This is a genomic window from Enterobacter sp. BNK-16, from assembly GCF_048684955.1.
Lineage (GTDB): Bacteria > Pseudomonadota > Gammaproteobacteria > Enterobacterales > Enterobacteriaceae > Enterobacter > Enterobacter bugandensis.
This window is the reverse complement of the sequence record NZ_JBLQTQ010000001.1, coordinates 4735230-4754661: the sequence shown is the minus strand read 5'-3', so window position 1 is coordinate 4754661 and position 19432 is coordinate 4735230. Positions and strand designations below refer to the sequence as shown.

The 19432-nt window shown below is 54.6% G+C and carries 19 protein-coding genes; 11 read left to right on the top strand and 8 right to left on the bottom strand.

Annotation, left to right across the window (positions count from 1 at the left end; genetic code table 11):
* The first annotated feature begins 122 nt into the window (after positions 1-122).
* On the top strand, positions 123-575 hold the full coding sequence (locus tag ACMGGH_RS22775) for a DUF4385 domain-containing protein (RefSeq protein WP_045260159.1): 453 nt from the start codon (positions 123-125) through the stop codon (positions 573-575).
* Positions 576-726: 151 nt separating this feature from the next.
* Positions 727-2034, top strand: coding sequence for an MFS transporter (locus ACMGGH_RS22770; RefSeq protein WP_232948950.1), 1308 nt, complete (start codon positions 727-729; stop codon positions 2032-2034).
* On the opposite strand, the gene ACMGGH_RS22765 is transcribed toward ACMGGH_RS22770, so the two are convergent.
* The 5 genes from ACMGGH_RS22765 to trxC all read right to left on the bottom strand — a co-directional run bounded on the left by ACMGGH_RS22765 (position 2031) and on the right by trxC (position 7752).
* Positions 2031-2354: a YfiM family lipoprotein gene (locus tag ACMGGH_RS22765; protein WP_048960039.1), complete on the bottom strand. Its 324-nt coding sequence runs from the start codon at positions 2352-2354 to the stop codon at positions 2031-2033. The genes ACMGGH_RS22770 and ACMGGH_RS22765 overlap by 4 nt on opposite strands.
* Before the next feature lie 45 nt (positions 2355-2399).
* A complete protein-coding gene (gene pssA, locus ACMGGH_RS22760) occupies positions 2400-3755 on the bottom strand; it encodes a CDP-diacylglycerol--serine O-phosphatidyltransferase (protein WP_023331103.1) in 1356 nt (451 codons plus the stop codon).
* Positions 3756-3865: 110 nt separating this feature from the next.
* Entirely contained in the window at positions 3866-6529 is a 2664-nt protein-coding gene (locus ACMGGH_RS22755; protein ID WP_059358615.1) for a bifunctional acetate--CoA ligase family protein/GNAT family N-acetyltransferase, read from the bottom strand.
* 35 nt (positions 6530-6564) lie between these two features.
* Entirely contained in the window at positions 6565-7263 is a 699-nt protein-coding gene (tapT, locus tag ACMGGH_RS22750; protein ID WP_232948949.1) for a tRNA-uridine aminocarboxypropyltransferase, read from the bottom strand.
* A gap of 69 nt (positions 7264-7332) precedes the next feature.
* Positions 7333-7752 carry a thioredoxin TrxC gene (gene trxC / locus ACMGGH_RS22745; RefSeq protein ID WP_028014108.1) on the bottom strand — a complete coding sequence of 140 codons (420 nt, stop codon included), beginning with the start codon at positions 7750-7752 and terminating at the stop codon, positions 7333-7335.
* Between the two features lie 204 nt (positions 7753-7956).
* Here trxC and ACMGGH_RS22740 point away from each other — a divergent pair, with 204 nt between their 5' ends.
* Complete coding sequence (locus tag ACMGGH_RS22740; RefSeq protein ID WP_041908658.1) at positions 7957-9057, top strand: tRNA/rRNA methyltransferase; 1101 nt, start codon at positions 7957-7959, stop codon at positions 9055-9057.
* 39 nt (positions 9058-9096) lie between these two features.
* Here ACMGGH_RS22740 and ung read toward each other — a convergent pair whose 3' ends face one another.
* Positions 9097-9786, bottom strand: a complete 690-nt coding sequence (gene ung, locus ACMGGH_RS22735) for a uracil-DNA glycosylase (protein WP_232948948.1) — start codon at positions 9784-9786, stop codon at positions 9097-9099.
* Positions 9787-10100: 314 nt separating this feature from the next.
* Between ung and grcA the strand changes: the two genes are divergently transcribed.
* Positions 10101-10484, top strand: coding sequence for an autonomous glycyl radical cofactor GrcA (grcA, locus tag ACMGGH_RS22730; RefSeq protein WP_006176733.1), 384 nt, complete (start codon positions 10101-10103; stop codon positions 10482-10484).
* A gap of 51 nt (positions 10485-10535) precedes the next feature.
* Here grcA and srmB read toward each other — a convergent pair whose 3' ends face one another.
* Positions 10536-11864 carry an ATP-dependent RNA helicase SrmB gene (srmB, locus tag ACMGGH_RS22725; RefSeq protein WP_047368112.1) on the bottom strand — a complete coding sequence of 443 codons (1329 nt, stop codon included), beginning with the start codon at positions 11862-11864 and terminating at the stop codon, positions 10536-10538.
* 132 nt (positions 11865-11996) lie between these two features.
* Between srmB and trmN the strand changes: the two genes are divergently transcribed.
* Complete coding sequence (gene trmN / locus ACMGGH_RS22720) at positions 11997-12734, top strand: tRNA(1)(Val) (adenine(37)-N(6))-methyltransferase TrmN (protein WP_232948947.1); 738 nt, start codon at positions 11997-11999, stop codon at positions 12732-12734.
* On the opposite strand, the gene nadB is transcribed toward trmN, so the two are convergent.
* Complete coding sequence (nadB, locus tag ACMGGH_RS22715) at positions 12719-14338, bottom strand: L-aspartate oxidase (protein WP_045260165.1); 1620 nt, start codon at positions 14336-14338, stop codon at positions 12719-12721. The two genes, trmN and nadB, sit on opposite strands and share 16 nt — an antisense overlap.
* Positions 14339-14681: 343 nt before the next feature.
* On the opposite strand from nadB, the gene rseD reads away from it, so the two are divergent.
* From rseD to lepA, 6 genes are all read left to right on the top strand, one after another.
* Positions 14682-14765 carry a rpoE leader peptide RseD gene (gene rseD / locus ACMGGH_RS22710; RefSeq protein WP_231940818.1) on the top strand — a complete coding sequence of 28 codons (84 nt, stop codon included), beginning with the start codon at positions 14682-14684 and terminating at the stop codon, positions 14763-14765.
* Positions 14762-15337, top strand: coding sequence for an RNA polymerase sigma factor RpoE (gene rpoE / locus ACMGGH_RS22705; protein WP_028014102.1), 576 nt, complete (start codon positions 14762-14764; stop codon positions 15335-15337). The genes rseD and rpoE overlap by 4 nt, the downstream gene beginning before the upstream one ends.
* 31 nt (positions 15338-15368) lie before the next feature.
* On the top strand, positions 15369-16019 hold the full coding sequence (gene rseA, locus ACMGGH_RS22700) for an anti-sigma-E factor RseA (protein ID WP_232948946.1): 651 nt from the start codon (positions 15369-15371) through the stop codon (positions 16017-16019).
* Positions 16019-16972 (top strand): sigma-E factor regulatory protein RseB, encoded by a 954-nt coding sequence (rseB, locus tag ACMGGH_RS22695; RefSeq protein ID WP_041908666.1) that lies wholly within the window; start codon positions 16019-16021, stop codon positions 16970-16972. Before rseA ends, rseB begins: the two co-directional genes overlap by 1 nt.
* Positions 16969-17445, top strand: a complete 477-nt coding sequence (gene rseC, locus ACMGGH_RS22690) for a SoxR-reducing system protein RseC (RefSeq protein WP_232948945.1) — start codon at positions 16969-16971, stop codon at positions 17443-17445. Before rseB ends, rseC begins: the two co-directional genes overlap by 4 nt.
* A 185-nt stretch (positions 17446-17630) precedes the next feature.
* Positions 17631-19430: a translation elongation factor 4 gene (gene lepA, locus ACMGGH_RS22685; protein WP_028014099.1), complete on the top strand. Its 1800-nt coding sequence runs from the start codon at positions 17631-17633 to the stop codon at positions 19428-19430.
* Positions 19431-19432 lie beyond the last annotated feature (2 nt).

Below are 19432 nucleotides of genomic sequence, written 5' to 3'. Positions count from 1 at the left end.
TCAAGAAGAACCCCGTACCGTAAGGTACGGGGTTTTTTGCTTTGTGCGCCGGAAAATACCGGGTGGCGGCACCGCCTGACCGTGCCTACAATTGTTAAAACGATTTTAACAATGGTGCCGCTTTGACACGTCCCTTTAATTACCAACAAGATTTTGCCAACATTAATTTCCGTGACCATGCAGAGCTGTATCAGGTGGGGCGGGGAGAGCAGGGTGTGCTCATGGTGGAACCTTACAAAAGCGAGATCCTTCCGCACTGGCGATACAAAGATGCTGAAGTTGCAGCGCGATCGGCAAAAGAAATTTACGCCCTGTTTGAAGAATATCGTCAGCAAAACGACTTTGTGGGTATGGATATGGCGCGTAAATTCATTCAGATGGGCTATACGCGCGCCAGGCGATACGCCAATCATAAAGGCGGTAAAAAGTACGATGAGAAGCGCCAGGTCAAACCGCTGGATTGCGATCCCGTAAAAGCCGAAGCCGCCGCGGTCTTCAAAAAGTGGTGGGATAAAATTCGTGCAGATGAAGATTATTTGCAGCGAAAAAAGGCGCATCAGCAGAAGTGGGGATAATTACTACGTCCGCTAATAATTCGATACCTGATCGAGTTCACAAAACGTAATGAAACATATTGGAAACATTTTATTTACCTAACGATTCGTTTTAAATCCGGTTTTACTGTTTGTGGGCAATGGCCCGCAATGTAAGACAGGGGATTTTAAAATGACAGAAACCGTAGCCAGTGCAGATACGGATAACACCAATTTGGCAGGTAAGGATACCCGTCGTCGGGTTTGGGCAATCGTTGGGGCCTCCTCGGGGAACCTCGTAGAGTGGTTTGACTTTTACGTCTATTCATTCTGTTCACTCTACTTTGCGCATATCTTTTTCCCGTCCGGGAATACCACCACTCAGCTTCTGCAAACCGCAGGCGTTTTTGCCGCCGGGTTCCTGATGCGCCCTATCGGTGGATGGCTGTTCGGCAGGATCGCAGACAGAAAAGGGCGCAAGACCTCCATGCTCATCTCCGTATGCATGATGTGCGTCGGCTCGCTGGTGATTGCCTGCCTGCCCGGATATGACACTATCGGAACATGGGCACCCGCGTTGCTGCTGCTGGCACGTCTGTTCCAGGGGCTGTCGGTCGGTGGGGAATACGGCACCAGTGCGACATACATGAGCGAAGTGGCGGTTGAAGGCCGAAAAGGTTTCTATGCATCATTCCAGTATGTGACCCTCATTGGCGGACAGCTGCTGGCGTTACTGGTTGTGGTGATCCTGCAACAAATCCTTAGCGATGAAGATTTGCACGCCTGGGGCTGGCGCATCCCGTTTGCTATGGGCGCTGCCCTGGCGGTTGTCGCCCTGTGGCTACGCCGTCAGCTTGATGAAACCTCTCAACAGGAGGTCAGGGCGCTGAAAGAGGCGGGCTCGATGAAGGGGCTCTGGCGAAACCGCAAAGCATTTTTGATGGTGTTAGGTTTTACCGCCGCGGGCTCGCTAAGTTTCTATACCTTTACCACCTACATGCAAAAATATCTGGTTAACACTACGGGCATGCATGCAAACGTTGCGAGCGTCGTCATGACGGTGGCGTTACTCGTCTTTATGCTTATCCAGCCGATTGTCGGCGCGCTGTCGGACAAAATAGGTCGCCGCACCTCCATGCTGATCTTTGGCGGCATGCTCACCCTGGGTACCGTTCCGCTTTTGACTGCGCTACAGCAGACAACGTCGCCGTATGCCGCTTTCGCGCTGATCATGGTGGCACTCATTATTATCAGTTTTTACACGGCAATCAGCGGCATTTTGAAAGCGGAAATGTTTCCCGCACAGGTGAGGGCGCTGGGTGTTGGCCTCTCTTATGCGGTAGCGAATGCCTTGTTTGGCGGTTCGGCAGAGTATGTCGCGCTATCGCTTAAGTCGTGGGGCAGTGAAACGACCTTCTTCTGGTATGTCACCGTAATGGGAGCGCTGGCGTTTATTGTCTCGCTGATGCTGCATCGCAAAGGAAAAGGTATCCACCTTTAATAATGTGCCATCTGCCAGACGGCGTAGCCGGTTGTTGCGCCGGCTACGTCCCAGGCGAAATCTTTCCAGCTCCAGCCGCTCCCTGAGGGGCGGCTATCCCATAGTTCTTTTGATGCCCCAAGGCCCACTGAGAACATCAACCCTATCGCCGCGCTACGGTCCCGACTGTATCCCTGATGCTGCGCGTACTCATTACCAGCTGCAGACAGCATAGCGGAAGCGAGGAAGTGTTGTGCTTTGTCCTGACCGGACCAGCTATCATTGGCCATATGACTGCAGCCAGTCAGAAAGAAAACGCTCAGTAACAGAGGAATACGCATCAACGGGCTCCATAAAAAAGCCCTGCGGGTAACAGGGCCTGGACATTACAGAATTCGGCTGATAAGTCGGTCAATACGGATACGACGCAAGCGGCGAATCAGCTTGCGAACTTTCACCGGATAATCGGCAATGCTCTGCAGCTCGCGGTAATGATTAACCACCGTGGTGTGCGTGCGAATCAACTCCAGTTCACGCTCACGCTGTGCGGCTAACTCATGCTGCGGGTCATGGATCAGGATCGCGTTTTCCAGATCCAGTCTCCACGCGCGCGGGTTCAGGTTGTTACCGGTCAGCAGCATCCACTCATCGTCGACCCACATACCTTTCAGATGGTAACTGTTGTCTTCATCTTTCCACAGACGCACAACCAGCTGGTCAGTGTTTACGTAATACTGTAAACGGCTCAGGAAGCGGCGCAGGTTAATTTCATAAAGATAAGGCAGCGCACCGATGATTTTAAACGGCTGATCTTCAGGAATAAAGAAGTCGTTCGCCGTTTTATCCCCAACGATAATTTCCACTTTTTTACCATCGCGCAGCAGCTGAATGATATTACGCACCAGTACGGCAGGAAGGTTAAAGTACGGCGTGCAGATGGTGAGCTTTTGCTCCGCGCACGGCATCAGATGGAAGATCGTTTTATTCAGCAGGCTTGATTTGCCAAGCCCAACCAGTGGGGTAACGGATAACTCTTCGTTGTTAGCGTCGCCCTGAAAATGGTAAACAGCATCGCGCAGCTCCTGGCGGAAGGCGCGAACATCGTTTTTGATTTCCGGGCTCTTAGGGCGCTCGGGATCGTCAAGGCGATTAACGCCACGGCCATGCACCAGGTTTTTATCAACCCAGTTAAACATGATATCGGCCATCTGAGGATTACGGATCAGATGGTAGCGGTCGTAGCGATATTTATCGAGCTGATGAAGGTAAACATCATTGAGGCTTGCGCCGCTGTAAAGCACGCTGTCATCGATGATGAATCCTTTAAAATGAAGGACGCCGAGCGCTTCTCGGGTATTCACCGGGACGCCATAAACAGGTACATCGACGCCAGGATTTTCCTGCGCCGTGCGGCAATACCAGTCTGCATTGGTGTTTGAAGCGGCCGCGCCAATACGGCCTCGCTGGGCGCGATGCCAGTCAACCAGCACGCGAACATCCAGTTCCGGACGCTGACGCTTGGCTTCATAGAGCGCGTTCAGGATCGCGCGCCCGCCTTCATCTTGTTCAAGATACAGGGCCACAATGCAAATGCGTCGCGTGGCACTGGCAATCTTTTCCAGAAGCGTCTCCCGAAAATGAGCGGGAGCGTAAAAGAACTCTACATCATCAACTGACTGAGAAATCTTCGGTAGTTGAGCAAGGTGTTGTTGATGTTTATTACGCTTAAATTTTGACAACATCACAGTGCGTTTCTTCTCTGTTCATTGAAGGGTTGTCTGTACCATGCAAACAACATAAGCGGACAATGATACCACCAGTCCCGTCCAAAGTGGGTAACATTTCCAGTAGCTTACTCGGGTTTGTCTGCTGGTGTCAGGCCGAGGGATAAGGCGACAATACCTTCGTCCAACTGAATATCAACCTCAAATCCGAGTTTTCGCGCCAGGGTCACCATACCGCGATTGTTCGGCATAGTAATGCCATTCAGGCGTAACAATCCGTGATCTCGCGTATAACTGATGAGTTTTTCCAGCAGTCGTCTGCCCAGACCCAGGCCTTTAAGATCGGAGCGCACCAGCACAGCAAATTCCGCGTCAATGTTATCCGGGTCAGAAATTGCGCGCGTCACGCCGAGGATCTCATCGCCCCGTTCGGAACGTCGAACGGCGACAAACGCCATCTCTCGATCGTAGTCGATCTGGGTCATATTGGCTAAATCATCGTGGGTAAATTCGTTGATTTCGCTAAAGTAGCGGTAATAGAGATCTTCTTTCGTAACCTGAGAAATAAAGGTACGCAGCTGCGGTTCATCTTCCGGCAGAATAGGGCGGAACAGGGCGCGTTCCCCATTCTTCATCTCGACCCACTCCTCCAGCTGCAGAGGATACGGACGGATCGCCAGGCGGCTCTCTCTGTCCCCTTCAAATGGCGCGATATCCAGCGTTACGTCCAGCGCCGTAAACTCAGTGCCGGAGGCGAGCAGCGGATGGATATCCAGCCGCTGGATCTCCGCACAATCTACAACCAGGTTAGACACCTGCACCAGGAACTGACTCAACCCGGCAATATCGAGCGGACGCAGGGCGCTGCGGCCCCGGATCTTTTTGCTTTTAATCGCCTGAATGATCAGATAGCGCGCCAGATTCATGTTCAGCGGCGGTAGCGCCACCGCGGCCTGTTCCTCTGGACGCCACTCAACGCCGCCTTCCCCCAGCATAATGAGCGGGCCGAAGACAGGATCGTGTTCAACCACCACCCGCAGTTCCTGGGCGCCCGCGCGGTTAGCCATGCTTTGCACCAGCAGTCCGTGGATCCGAGCCTGCGGCCAGGCCATTTTGACGCGATCGAAAATGGCATCAGCTGCCTGCTGCACCTCCGTTGGCGTACGCAGGTACAACATGACCCCCTGAACGTCCGACTTATGCGGGATATCGGGGGAACGAAGCTTCAGGGCGACCGGGTAGCCAATCTGTTCGGCTATATGTACGGCCTCAGCGCTGTCGCTGGCGATCCAGGTTGGCAGAGTTTGCATCCCGTAGCTGCCCAGTATGGGCTGCACTTCATGCGTATCAAGCGAGGTCGCGCCTTCTTCAATGGCCTGCTGTAACAGCCGATGAACGTCGACGGTGTTCGCCGTCAGGTTTCCGGGCAAAGCCGGTGTCTCACGCAGCTGTTTCTGGTTGCGGCGATATTCCACCATATGCATAAATGCCGTGATGGTGCCTTCCGGCGTGCGGTAGGTTGGCAGTCCGGCTTCACTGAACAAGCGTCGCGCCTCCTGAGAGGAAAACTCACCGCACCAGTTGGTCAGCAGGGTGACATATTTGCCGCGCGGATGATTTCGTACCGCCTCAATCAGCGCCCGCGCGCTTTCACTGCCCGGCGCGGCCGCGCTGGGGGAGTGGATAATCATCAGCGCATCGAAATCCTGGCTGTCCAGCAATATGGAGATTGCCCTGATATAGCGATCGCTGCTGGCATCATCGCGCAAATCAAGCGGATTGCCGGGCGTCACGCTTGCCGGAAGCGCCTCTCTGAGGCGTTGCAGCGTCTCTTCACCCAGCGTGGCCAGCTTGCCGTTACGCAGCCAAAGCTCATCCAGCGCCAGCGCGGCAGGGGCCGCGCCATTGCTGACAATCATTAACTTCTCGCCGCGCAGCGGACGCATGTGGCTCAACGTCTCGACGGCGGAAAAAAGCTCGTGTGTATCCTGCACCCGCAGCAACCCCGCGCGCTGAATGGCAGCATCCCAGGCCGGATCCATACCGGAATGAGACTGCAGCAGACGCTGCGCCGCAGGGCTGCGACCGCTTTTGATAACGAGGATCGGTTTATTGCGCGATGCGCTACGCGAAGCGGAAACAAAACGACGGGCGTCGCTCAGGTGCTCAAGATAAAGGAGGATTGCGCTGGTTTTGCTGTCTCGCGCCAGGAAATCCAGCAGTTCGTCAACGTCAATATCCAGGCTGTCGCCCAGAGCAATGAAGTAGGAGAATCCCATTTCACGCTGCTGCGCCCAGTCAAGGATGGTGTTTGAGACCGCAGCCGACTGCGAGATAAACGCCAGCTTGCCTTTACGGATCGGCACCGGGGAGAAGCTGGCGTTCAGCCCCTGCCAGGGCGCGAGCAGACCCAGGCTGTTCGGCCCGAGAATGCGCATCTGATAGCGGCTGGCGCAGGCCAGCAGTTCGGGCTGCTGTTCAGGCGGAGACGAGAGAATAATGCAGGTTTTACACCCTTTCTTGCCGAGTGACTCCAGCAGTTCCGGATTGCGTTTGGCGTTTGTACACAGAACGGCGAGATCCGGTACGAAAGGCAGGCTCTCCACGTCCGGCCAGGCAAGTACGCCCTGAACGGCCTTATAAGACGGCGTGACGGGCATAACGGGACCGTTAAATCCTCCGGCTAGCAGGTTGCGCATCATCAGATAGCCTGCACGATCCGGTTTCATTGATGCGCCGATGACGGCAATGGATTTAGGACGGAGTAGCGCTTCTAACCCTCTCTGGCTCATGCAGGCCTCCTGTGAATGCAAGCGACCTGATGATTTTAAACGCTTTCTGTCTCCGTTGCTGTGATGCTGCCCTTATGAACGGTTTTTCCCGCCAGATAGCGCTCCCGGAAGCATGAGAAATGGTTGCCCAGGGCACCAGCTGCAGCGGTATCTCCTGCTAAATCCAGTAGCGCAATGGCTACTTCGGCAGTGCAGTATTGCCCGTCAGCATGCGCTTCGCGCAGGCGGTAGGCCGAGACGCGGGAAAGATCGACAGAAATAACCGGCAGAGCGTCGAGGTAAGGGCTTTTGCGAAACATTTTCCGCGCTTCGGTCCAGGTACCGTCAAGCATAATAAACAGCGGTGGTTTGCCTGATGGCGGCGCGGTAAGGACCTGACGCTGTGCTCCCGCATAAGATGCCGGGAAAACCACCATCGGCTGGTAGTCCGGGCTTGCCACCAGGTCGAGCAGAGCCTGAGGTGGCTCAGTGCGTGACCACTGAAACGCGGCGGTATCCGGCAGAATATCGGCAATAAGACGCCCCGTATTACTGGGCTTCATCGGCTCGGTATCGAACATGACCAGACAAAAGCGGCTCTCCGCAGTACTTGGGGCCAGCGTCTCGCACAGACACACCTTCAGCGGCAGCAGGCAGCGCTGACAGCGACGTATGCGATTGCCACGTGCAAGAAAGGGGCGAGTCGCGCGCGCAAGGCGTTCGGCGCGTAATTTAAGGACAGCGTTATCAGTCATGGGCGAAATGGAGGAAAAACCCTATTTTCGCAGAGGCGGGAACGGGGCACAAGGTGTGCCCCGGGAATGTTACAGCGATTCGTTTAACCAGCTATCAAAAGGTGCTTTTGGAACCGCACCGTTGAGCATATCGATCACTTCACCATTTTTGAAAATCATGATGGTCGGGATACTGCGAATACGAAAACGTGCGCTTAGCTCGCGTTCGGCCTCGGTATTAACCTTAACGAACCGCATTTTTCCGCTGCGCTCTTCGGCCACATCTTCGAAGATTGGCGCGAAGCTGCGGCACGGACCGCACCATGGCGCCCAGAAATCGACCACCACCGGGAGATCGTCCTTGAGGAGTTTGTCCAGCGTAGCACCCGTCGCGTTAATGACATCGCCATCAAACAATTCATGGCCACAACGTCCGCATTTCGCACCGTCATCCATCCGATCGTCCGGAATGCGGTTTAAAGCCTGACAGTTGGCACATACGGTATTCATAACTAACCTCTGATAGAGCCGTGGGACAGCGGCAGAACGCCGATAATGTTTCTGATATGTTACATATTATCAGTGAGCCTGTATGAAACGACAATGCGTTTTATTCAATGGGAACAATAGTCACAGGCTTTTGTACGAAATTATGGCTATGCGCTGGCACATCGGGTAATCTGCGCGCTTCGCGCAGCGCTGGTGGAGAAAAGCATGAACGACGAAATGAAAAACAAAAGCGGCAAGGTCAAAGTGATGTATGTCCGCAGTGATGATGACTCTGATAAACGCACCCAAAATCCGCGTACCGGAAAAGGTGGCGGGCGTCCAGCGTCCTCTCGTGCAGACGGTGGCCGTCGCCCCGCCCGCGATGATAGAAATAACCGCGGTGATGACCGCAAACGTGATGACCGCAAGCGTGACGATCGCAAGCGCGATGACCGTCCGCGTGATGACTTCTCACGTGATAACGCCTCTCCGTGGCGCACCGTTTCTCGCGCCCCTGGCGATGAGACGCCGGAAAAAGCCGATCACGGCGGTATCAGCGGTAAAAGCTTTATCGACCCGGAAGTGCTGCGTCGTCAGCGCGCGGAAGAGACCCGTGTATATGGCGAGAACGCCTGCCAGGCGCTGTTCCAGAGCCGTCCTGAGTGTATTGTCCGCGCCTGGTTTATCCAGAGCGTGACCCCGCGCTTTAAAGAAGCGCTGCGCTGGATGGCGGCGAACCGCAAAGCCTACCACGTGGTTGATGATGCTGAACTGACAAAAGCGTCCGGTACCGAGCACCACGGCGGCGTCTGCTTCCTGATTAAAAAACGTAACGGCACGACAGTTCAGCAGTGGGTCAGCCAGGCAGATGCCGATGACTGCGTGCTGGCGCTGGAAGACGTGGGCAACCCGCACAACCTGGGCGCAATGATGCGCAGCTGCGCGCATTTTGGCGTGAAGGGCGTGCTGCTGCAGGATGCCGCGCTGCTGGAATCCGGCGCCGCGATCCGTACTGCGGAAGGCGGAGCCGAGCACGTACAGCCGATCACCGGCGACAGCGTTCTGGATGCCCTCGAGCAGTTCCGTAAAGCGGGCTATTCCATCGTGACCACATCCAGCCATGCCGGTACGCCGCTGTTTAAAGCGACGCTGCCGCGCAAGATGGTGCTGGTGTTGGGTCAGGAACGCGATGGTCTGTCTGATGCGGCGCTCTCCAGTTCGGATCTGAGCGTCTCCATCGACGGGACGGGCAATGTGGAAAGTCTGAACGTATCCGTTGCGACCGGCGTGCTGCTGGCCGAGTGGTGGCGTCAGAATAAGGCATAAGCCTCTTATGTGCCGGGCCTGACCCGGCACATTCAAACCCTACTCGCTCTCTGCCGGTAACACAGGCATCCAGTCAATTGGCGTTTCGCCACGTTTTTCCAGCCATTCATTTGCCAGAACAAAATGATTACTGCCAAAGAAACCGCGATGGGCAGAAAGCGGTGACGGGTGCGGTGCCTTCAACACGTGATGACGCTGACGATCGATAATTGCCCCTTTCTTCTGCGCGTGAGAACCCCAGAGTAAAAACACGACCCCTTCACGATGCTCGTTGATAAGGCTGATAACTTTATCGGTAAAGGTTTCCCACCCAAGGCTGGCGTGCGAGTGCGCCTGGCCCGCCCGTACGGTGAGCACCGTGTTCAATAACAGCACGCCCTGGCGCGCCCAGCTTTCCAGATAACCGTGGTTGGGGCGGGTAAACCCGGGCACGGTTCCCTCAAGCTCTTTATACATGTTGAGCAGAGAAGGGGGGATCGCCACGCCTGGGCGTACGGAAAATGCCAGCCCGTGCGCCTGCCCAGGGCCGTGATAGGGATCCTGGCCCAGAATGACGACTTCCACATCGCTCAACTCGGTATAGCGAAACGCGTTGAATACATCTTTTTGCGGCGGATAAATCGTTTGCCCGGACTGACGCTCAGCGGCAACGGTACTGAGCGTATTGATAAAATAAGGCTGCTGCTTTTCTTCTGCCAGCACGTCATGCCAGGTTAAAGGTGTCGTCATGTCGCTCTCCTGCGAATCTCAATCCGTCACTAGCTTACCTGTTTAACGCTTGTGAGCAAAATTACGCGCTGAAATGCGTGCTAAGTCGTTAAATTTATTTTGAAATGATGCAGATTAAGTTGAGCTGGTAGAAGTGTAAAATTGATCTAAAGCAATAAATTCAAACCACACTCTTTATGTGGTTGGTGTTTTTGTTGATTTAAATCAATAAATCGCCGTGGTGTGAATGATATATATACACACAAGAAACAATGGTTTTACCAATTGGCCGCGTAAGGCCAGCATCAGTTAATGTAGCCTAAGGGAGGCAACACATGATTACAGGTATCCAGATTACCAAAGCGGCAAATGACGATCTGCTCAACTCTTTCTGGCTGCTGGACAGCGAGAAAAATGAAGCGCGCTGTGTGGTTGCGAAAGCGGGTTTTGCTGAAGATGAAATCGTACCGGTGAATAAACTGGGCGAAATCGAATACCGTGAAATCCCAATGGAAGTGCAGCCGGAAGTGCGCGTTGAAGGGGGTCAGCACCTGAACGTTAACGTGCTGCGCCGCGAAACGCTGATGGATGCCGTTGAGCACCCGGAAAAATACCCACAGCTGACTATCCGCGTGTCTGGTTATGCGGTTCGCTTTAACTCACTGACTCCAGAACAGCAGCGCGACGTTATCGCCCGTACGTTTACTGAAAGCCTGTAAGGCTTCAGCCACGGGGGGAACAAAAAAGCCGGGGATTACCCCGGCTTTTTCTTACTCTTCAGTCTTCGTTTCCTGCGCGGCAGCGCTTGGCTTACGACGCTTACCAATGTTTTTGGTATCGCGGTGGCGCTGCTTCACGCGCGGCTTCTCTTTTTCTTTCTCTTTTCTCTCAGCACGTTTCGCGAGCGCTTTCTTGGACGGTTTACCCGTCATTTTTTCACTCGGCGCACGTGTGGTTGGGCGCAAGCCATCAATAACGCGCGCTTTCAGCGGCTCGTCAACATAGCGGCCAATTTTCTGCAGCAGCAGGTAGTCATGCGCTTCAACCAGTGAAATTGCAATCCCTTTGCGGCCCGCGCGACCGGTACGGCCAATGCGGTGCAGGTAGGTATCTCCGCTGCGCGGCATATCGAAGTTAATGACGTGGCTCACGTCAGGGATGTCGATCCCGCGGGCGGCAACGTCTGTTGCGACCAGCACGTTAACGCGGCCATCGGTCAGGCGCTTAATGCCTTCGGTACGCTTGATCTGCGCCATCTCACCTTCAAGATAGCAGTTGTTGATCCCGGCGTTGCGCAGCATTTCAGCCAGCTCGTGCACGCGCTCGCGCTTACGCACAAACACGATAGTGCGGGTGGCGTCTTCCTGCGTCAGCAGGTGCTTGAGTAGCTCAACCTTATGCTCAAGGTTGTCCGCACGGTAATACCACTGGTGGATCTTTTTACGCTCTCGCGTGGATGGCGTGGCAGAGACTTCCACCGGATCTTCCAGCAGACGCTCTGCGAAGTCTTTAATCGCATCCCCTTCAAGGGTGGCAGAGAACAGCATCGTCTGGTTACGCCAGCGCGTTTCACCTGCAATATGCTCGATATCCTGCGCAAAGCCCATGTCCAGCATGCGGTCCGCTTCGTCGAGGATCAGCGTTTCTACCGCGCGGCAGTCGAAGTTCTCTTCTTTAATATATTGCAGCAGGCGGCCCGTCGTCGCGACGACGATGTCCTGGTTTTCGCTGAACACTTCGGCGTGGTTCATATACGCAACGCCGCCGGTGATGGTGGCGATATCCAGATGCGTATTCGCCGCGAGTTCACGCGCGTGATCGGCAACCTGCATGGCCAGCTCGCGCGTAGGCGTCAGGATCAAAATACGCGGCGGGCCAGATTTTTTACGTGGAAAGTCGAGCAGGTGCTGCAACACAGGCAGCAAATAGGCTGCTGTCTTCCCCGTGCCGGTTGGCGCAGAACCGAGCACATCGCGGCCCTCAAGCGCAGGCGGAATGGCCGCTGCCTGAATGGCGGTCGGGCGTGTAAAGCCTTTGCTCTCAAGAGCATTGAGCAGGCTTTCATCGAGTTCAAGTTCGGAAAAAGTCGTTACAGTCATGTTCTACCTCTGTGTGGGGCGCTGATTATAGACGTTACGGCTGTAATCTTCATCTGTTTGTATGGATATCGCTTTGCGGCCACTTCGCTTTCCCCTATGCTACTCCAGTTTCACTTAGAAGGTTGCCCTGACATGTCTCAACTCAAAGCGCAGCTGCGCCGCGATGGTTTTACGTTTAAACAATTTTTTGTCGCTCACGATCGCTGTGCCATGAAAGTCGGTACAGACGGCATTTTACTGGGAGCATGGGCACCTGTCGCAGGTGTTAAGCGTATTCTTGATATCGGTACCGGCAGCGGGCTGGTGGCCTTGATGCTGGCGCAGCGTACTGAAGAGCATGTCACTATTGATGCCGTTGAGCTGGATGCGCAGGCCGCAGGGCAGGCGGGTCAAAACGCGGCCGAGTCACCCTGGGCTGACCGGATAACCGTTAAGTGCGCGGACGTGCTGGCCTGGGCGCCAGAGCAGACGGCGCGTTACGATCTGATTGTCAGCAATCCCCCTTACTACGAGCCCGGCGTGGAGTGCGGTACACCGGAGCGTGAACAGGCGCGCTATACCGGTTCACTCGATCACAAAGCGCTGCTCGTCAACGCGGCTGAACTTATCTCAGAAGAGGGCTTTTTCTGCGTGGTGCTGCCAGAAAGTACGGGCAACACGTTTATCGCTACCGCGCAGGAGATCGGCTGGACGTTACGTTTGCGAACTGACATCTCTGATACGGAAGGCCGATTGCCGCACCGCGTGCTGCTGGCGCTGTCGCCAAAAGAGGGTGAGTGTTTTAATGACCGTATGGTGATCCGTGGGCCAGACCAGCGTTATTCCGAAGATTACACGGCTCTGACCCAGGCGTTTTATTTGTTTATGTAAACCTGCGGGGCGAGTATCGACGGGCCGGACTCAGCAAGCCGATCCGGGTAGTCGAGTGTGTAGTGCAAACCGCGGCTCTCTTTACGCATCATCGCGCAGCGAACAATCAGCTCGGCAACCTGCACCAGATTGCGCAGCTCCAGCAGATTGTTGGAGACGCGGAAATGGGCATAATATTCATCAATTTCCTGCTGCAGCATCGTAATGCGGCGCAACGCGCGTTCCAGACGTTTCGTGGTGCGCACAATCCCAACGTAGTCCCACATAAACAGCCGCAGCTCGTGCCAGTTGTGCTGGATCACCACCAGCTCGTCCGGGTTCTCCACGCGGCTTTCATCCCAGGCCGGTAAACGCTCTGTTTCACGGGCGTAAGGCATGCGCTTCGCGATGTCCTCCGCCGCTGACCAGCCGTACACCAGACATTCAAGCAGCGAGTTAGACGCCATACGGTTCGCGCCGTGTAGCCCGGTATAGCTGACCTCACCAATAGCATACAGACCGTCTACATCAGTGCGTCCGTGATCGTCAACCATCACGCCGCCGCAGGTATAGTGGGCGGCCGGGACAATGGGCACCGGATCGCGGGTTAAATCAATGCCAAGATTGAGCAGCTTTTCGTAAATCATCGGGAAATGCTGGCGAATGAATTCTGCCGGCTTATGGCTGATATCGAGATACATGCAGTCCACGCCAAGGCGCTTCATTTCGTGGTCGATGGCGCGGGCAACAATATCACGCGGCGCCAGTTCACCGCGGGCGTCAAAGTCCGGCATAAAGCGGGTACCGTCAGGGCGTTTCAGATAAGCCCCTTCGCCGCGCAGGGCTTCCGTCAGCAGGAAATTTCGCGCCTGAGGGTGGAACAGGGCGGTGGGGTGAAACTGATTAAATTCGAGATTCGCCACGCGGCAGCCGGCGCGCCAGGCCATGGCGATACCGTCCCCGGAAGCGATATCCGGATTCGTGGTGTACTGATACACCTTAGAGGCGCCACCTGTAGCCAACACCACAGCCTTCGCCTGACAGGTTTCCACCTTCTCTTTATTACGGTTCCAGACCCACGCTCCCACCACGCGACGCGTGCCGGGCAGGCCTATCTTGTCGGAAATGATCAGATCAACCGCGTTGCTCCGCTCAAGGACCCGGATGTTAGGATGGTTCAGCGCTTTGCTGACCAGCGTGGTTTCCACTTCTTTTCCGGTAGCATCCGCGGCGTGCAGGATGCGGCGGTGGCTATGGCCGCCTTCACGCGTTAAGTGGTAGCTCTCTTCACCGTTGGGCTGAACCTGAGTATCGAATAAAACACCCTGATCGATAAGCCACTGAACGCAATGGCGGGCATTGCTGGCCACAAACTCTGCCGCGTGCGCATCCACGATCCCGGCCCCGGCAATCAGCGTATCTTCCACATGTGACGCAATGCTGTCGGTCTCGTCAAATACCGCGGCAATGCCGCCCTGAGCATAAAATGTGGAGCCTTCACTTATCGGGCCTTTGCTCAGAACGATAACGTTCTGATGTTCAGCCAGACGCAGCGCCAGAGAGAGACCGGCAGCGCCGCTGCCGATGATCAGTACATCACAATGAAGTTCAGGTGTTGTGTTCATGATTGTTGTTTAATTTACTAAACAGTGTTGGGGCAGAATAGCACCTGAATGCGAGATATCGCACGTTTTTTTTAATAGAAGTTGCAATGACTAAACGCAGTGGCAGGGGTAAACGAAGGGTAAATAAATGAAATTATTTTGCGAAGCAGATCGTTAGCGTCAGATTTTGTGGTGAAATAAAGCCTGTGTTGCGTTACTCTTCTGGCGGGAAAAAGATGTTTCTTGTCAGAAAGTGGTGCGTATCGTGAACAGACTTATAATGAGAGAAAATGAACGGTCTGCGGCGCGATGAACAAAAACAAAGGCGTTACGGAACTTATTGAAGATCAGACACTCTAAGCTGGTGCTTGCTCAAAGTGCGGTAGTTATAGAGTGGCGTTTCGATAACGCGTGGAATTTAGGTTTGGGGAGACATTACCTCGGATGAGCGAGCAGTTAACGGACCAGGTCCTGGTTGAACGGGTCCAGAAGGGAGATCAGAAAGCCTTTAACCTACTGGTGGTGCGCTACCAGCATAAGGTGGCGAGTCTGGTTTCCCGCTATGTACCGTCAGGTGATGTACCTGATGTGGTGCAAGAGTCTTTTATTAAGGCCTATCGCGCGCTGGAATCTTTCCGGGGAGATAGTGCTTTTTATACCTGGCTGTACCGTATTGCTGTCAATACGGCAAAGAATTACCTGGTTGCTCAGGGTCGTCGTCCGCCGTCCAGTGATGTAGACGCTATCGACGCCGAAAACTTCGAAAGTGGCGGTGCGCTGAAAGAAATTTCGAACCCTGAGAACTTAATGTTGTCAGAAGAACTGAGACAAATTGTTTTTCGCACGATCGAGTCACTCCCGGAAGATTTACGCATGGCAATTACGTTACGGGAGCTTGATGGTCTGAGCTATGAAGAGATAGCCGCTATCATGGATTGTCCGGTCGGCACGGTTCGTTCACGAATTTTCCGTGCGCGAGAAGCTATTGATAATAAAGTTCAACCGCTTATCAGGCGTTGACGATAGCGGGATACTGGAAAAGGTATTAGGCATGCAGAAAGAAAAACTTTCCGCTTTAATGGATGGTGAGACGCTGGATAGTGAGCTGCTCCACGAGCTGTCTCATTCTCCCGAAATGCAAGAGACCTGGGAGAGTTACCATCTCATCCGTGACACGCTGCGCGGTGATACCGGAGAGGTTCTTCATTTCGATATCTCAGCCCGCGTGATGGCGGCCATCGAGAATGAGCCTGTTCATCAGACCACTCCGCTGATTCCTGAAGCGCAACCCGCACCGCACCAGTGGCAGAAAATGCCGTTCTGGCAAAAAGTGCGTCCGTGGGCCAGCCAGCTCACCCAAATGGGGATGGCTGCATGCGTATCGCTTGCAGTTATCGTTGGCGTCCAGCACTATAATACTCAGTCTGAAACTAATCAGCAGCCAGAAGCGCCAGTGTTTAACACACTGCCGATGATGGGCAAAGCCAGCCCGGTAAGTCTGGGCGTACCGGCTGATGCCTCCGCCAGCGGCGGTCAGCAACAGCAGGTTCAGGAGCAGCGCCGTCGCATTAATGCGATGTTGCAGGATTATGAGTTGCAGCGTCGTCTGCACTCTGAACAGCTTCAGTTTGAGCAGGCCCAAACTCAGCAAGCTGCTGTGCAGGTGCCCGGAAACCAAACTTTAGGAACGCAATCGCAGTAATGAAGCAACTTTGGTTCGCCATGTCTCTGATGGCGGGTAGCCTGTTCTTCTCTGCTAACGCCTCGGCTGATGTTTCATCCGGGGCGTTGTTGCAGCAAATGAATCTGGCCAGCCAGTCACTCAATTACGAGTTGGCATTTATCAGCATCAACAAGCAAGGCGTCGAGTCGTTACGCTATCGCCATGCCCGTCTTGATAACCAGCCGCTCGCCCAGCTTTTACAGATGGATGGCCCGCGTCGGGAAGTTGTCCAGCGTGGCAACGAAATCAGCTATTTCGAGCCCGGTCTGGAGCCTTTCACCTTGAATGGCGACTATATCGTTGATTCTCTACCGTCGCTTATCTATACCGATTTCAAACGACTTGCCCCTTACTATGATTTTATTTCGGTAGGGCGTACCCGTATTGCAGACAGGCTGTGTGAAGTGATCCGCGTGGTTGCGCGCGATGGCACGCGCTACAGCTATATCGTCTGGATTGATGCGGAAACCAAGCTGCCGATGCGCGTGGACCTGCTCGACCGCGACGGCGAGACGCTTGAACAGTTCCGCGTCATCTCCTTCAGCGTGAACAATCAGGTTGGCAACAGCATGCAGAATCTGGCGAAGGCCAGCCTGCCGCCGCTGCTTTCTGTTCCTGCAGGGGACTCCGCTAATTTCAACTGGGTTCCTTCCTGGATACCGCAAGGCTTTAGCGAAGTGTCCAGCAGCCGTCGTCAGTTGCCCACCATTGATACGCCGGTTGAATCACGCCTCTATTCCGATGGCTTGTTCAGCTTCTCGGTGAATATCAACCGCGCAACGGCAAACAGCGCTGAACAAATGCTTCGTACCGGGCGTCGTACGGTCAGCACCACGGTTCGCGATAACGCAGAAATCACGATTGTGGGGGAATTACCTCCGCAGACGGCGAAGCGCATTTCAGACAGCATTAAATTCAGGGCCGCACAATGATTAAAGAGTGGGCGACCGTCGTCTCGTGGCAGAATGGTATTGCGCTGGTCAGCTGTGATGTTAAAGCCTCATGCAATAGCTGCGCATCCCGAGCCGGTTGTGGCAGTCGCGTGCTGAATAAGTTAGGGCCACAGACATCGCATACAATCTCCGTGCCGAGCGAACAGCCGCTGGTGGCGGGTCAGAAGGTGGAACTGGGCATTACGGAAGGCAGTCTGCTGAGTTCCGCGATGCTGGTCTATCTCTCCCCGCTGGTGGGGCTGTTTGTCATGGGCGGCTTTTTTCAGATGCTGTTTGGTACCGACGTGGCCGCCATGTGCGGCGCAGCTTTGGGTGGCGTAGGGGGATTCTGGCTTGCCAAAGGCATCTCACCGAAGCTCGCCGCGCGCGATGAGTGGCAGCCCGTTATTCTGAGCGTTGCGCTGGCGCCTGACCAACTTCGCGTCGAGACGCTCTCTTCTGAGGCCCGGTGATCCACCGGGCTTTATCATTATTTACATCTCAAAAAAGAAAACGCCATTTCTTCGCGCTATGCTTGGCTCTAAGTGCATTTCCAGGTTGCGGGTATGTAGTGTAGAATGCTGCGTTTTCGCACTGAAAAACGTCAGGCTAAGAACAGCGGCCTCCAGGAATTCGTAAGGCATAATTATTTAACTATATGAAGAACATACGTAACTTTTCGATCATTGCTCACATTGACCACGGTAAGTCGACGCTGTCTGACCGTATTATCCAGATTTGCGGTGGCCTGTCTGATCGTGAAATGGCAGCCCAGGTACTGGACTCCATGGACCTGGAACGCGAACGCGGTATTACCATCAAAGCGCAGAGCGTGACGCTCGACTATAAAGCTTCTGATGGCGAAACCTATCAACTGAACTTTATCGACACCCCAGGCCACGTTGACTTCTCCTATGAAGTATCACGCTCGCTGGCGGCCTGTGAAGGTGCGCTGCTGGTGGTCGATGCCGGGCAGGGCGTTGAAGCCCAGACCCTGGCGAACTGCTACACCGCGATGGAAATGGATCTCGAAGTTGTGCCGGTTCTGAACAAAATCGACCTGCCAGCCGCCGATCCTGAGCGCGTGGCGGAAGAGATTGAAGACATTGTCGGCATTGACGCGACCGACGCCGTACGCTGCTCCGCGAAAACCGGTGTGGGTGTGACCGACGTGCTGGAACGCCTGGTACGTGATATTCCGGCCCCGGAAGGCGACCCGGATGGTCCATTGCAGGCGCTGATCATCGACTCCTGGTTCGATAACTACCTGGGCGTGGTCTCTCTGGTGCGTATCAAAAACGGCACCATGCGTAAAGGCGACAAAATCAAGGTCATGAGTACCGGACAGGTCTACAACGCAGACCGTCTGGGTATCTTCACGCCAAAACAGGTTGACCGTACCGAGCTGAAATGCGGCGAGGTAGGCTGGCTGGTCTGCGCGATTAAAGACATCCTCGGTGCGCCAGTAGGTGATACCCTGACCGGCGCGCGTAACCCGGCAGACAAAGCGCTGCCTGGCTTCAAAAAGGTGAAACCGCAGGTTTACGCGGGTCTGTTCCCGGTCAGCTCTGACGACTACGAAAACTTCCGCGATGCGCTCGGCAAGCTGAGCCTGAACGATGCCTCCCTGTTCTACGAGCCAGAAAGTTCAACGGCGCTGGGCTTCGGCTTCCGCTGCGGCTTCCTCGGCCTGCTGCACATGGAGATTATTCAGGAGCGTCTGGAGCGTGAATACGATCTGGATCTGATCACCACCGCACCAACGGTAGTCTACGAAGTAGAAACCACCTCGAAAGAAGTGATCTACGTCGACAGCCCGTCCAAGCTGCCGCCGCTGAACAACATTCACGAGCTGCGCGAGCCTATTGCAGAATGTCACATGCTGCTGCCGCAGGAGTTCCTGGGGAACGTTATTACGCTCTGTATTGAGAAGCGTGGCGTGCAGACTAACATGGTTTACCACGGTAACCAGGTGGCGCTGACCTATGAAATTCCTATGGCGGAAGTGGTACTCGACTTCTTCGACCGTCTGAAGTCTACCTCCCGTGGCTATGCATCACTGGATTACAACTTCAAGCGTTTCCAGGCCTCCAACATGGTGCGCGTGGACGTGCTGATCAACGGCGAGCGTGTGGATGCGCTGGCGCTGATCACCCACAACGACAATGCGCCGTACCGTGGCCGCGAGCTGGTTGAGAAGATGAAAGATCTGATCCCGCGTCAGCAGTTTGACATTGCGATTCAGGCGGCCATCGGTAACCACATCATTGCCCGCTCAACCGTGAAGCAGCTACGTAAAAACGTTCTGGCGAAGTGCTATGGCGGTGACGTCAGCCGTAAGAAAAAGCTGCTGCAGAAGCAGAAAGAAGGTAAGAAGCGTATGAAGCAGGTCGGTAACGTTGAGCTGCCGCAGGAAGCATTCCTTGCCATTCTTCATGTCGGTAAAGACGGCAAATAACC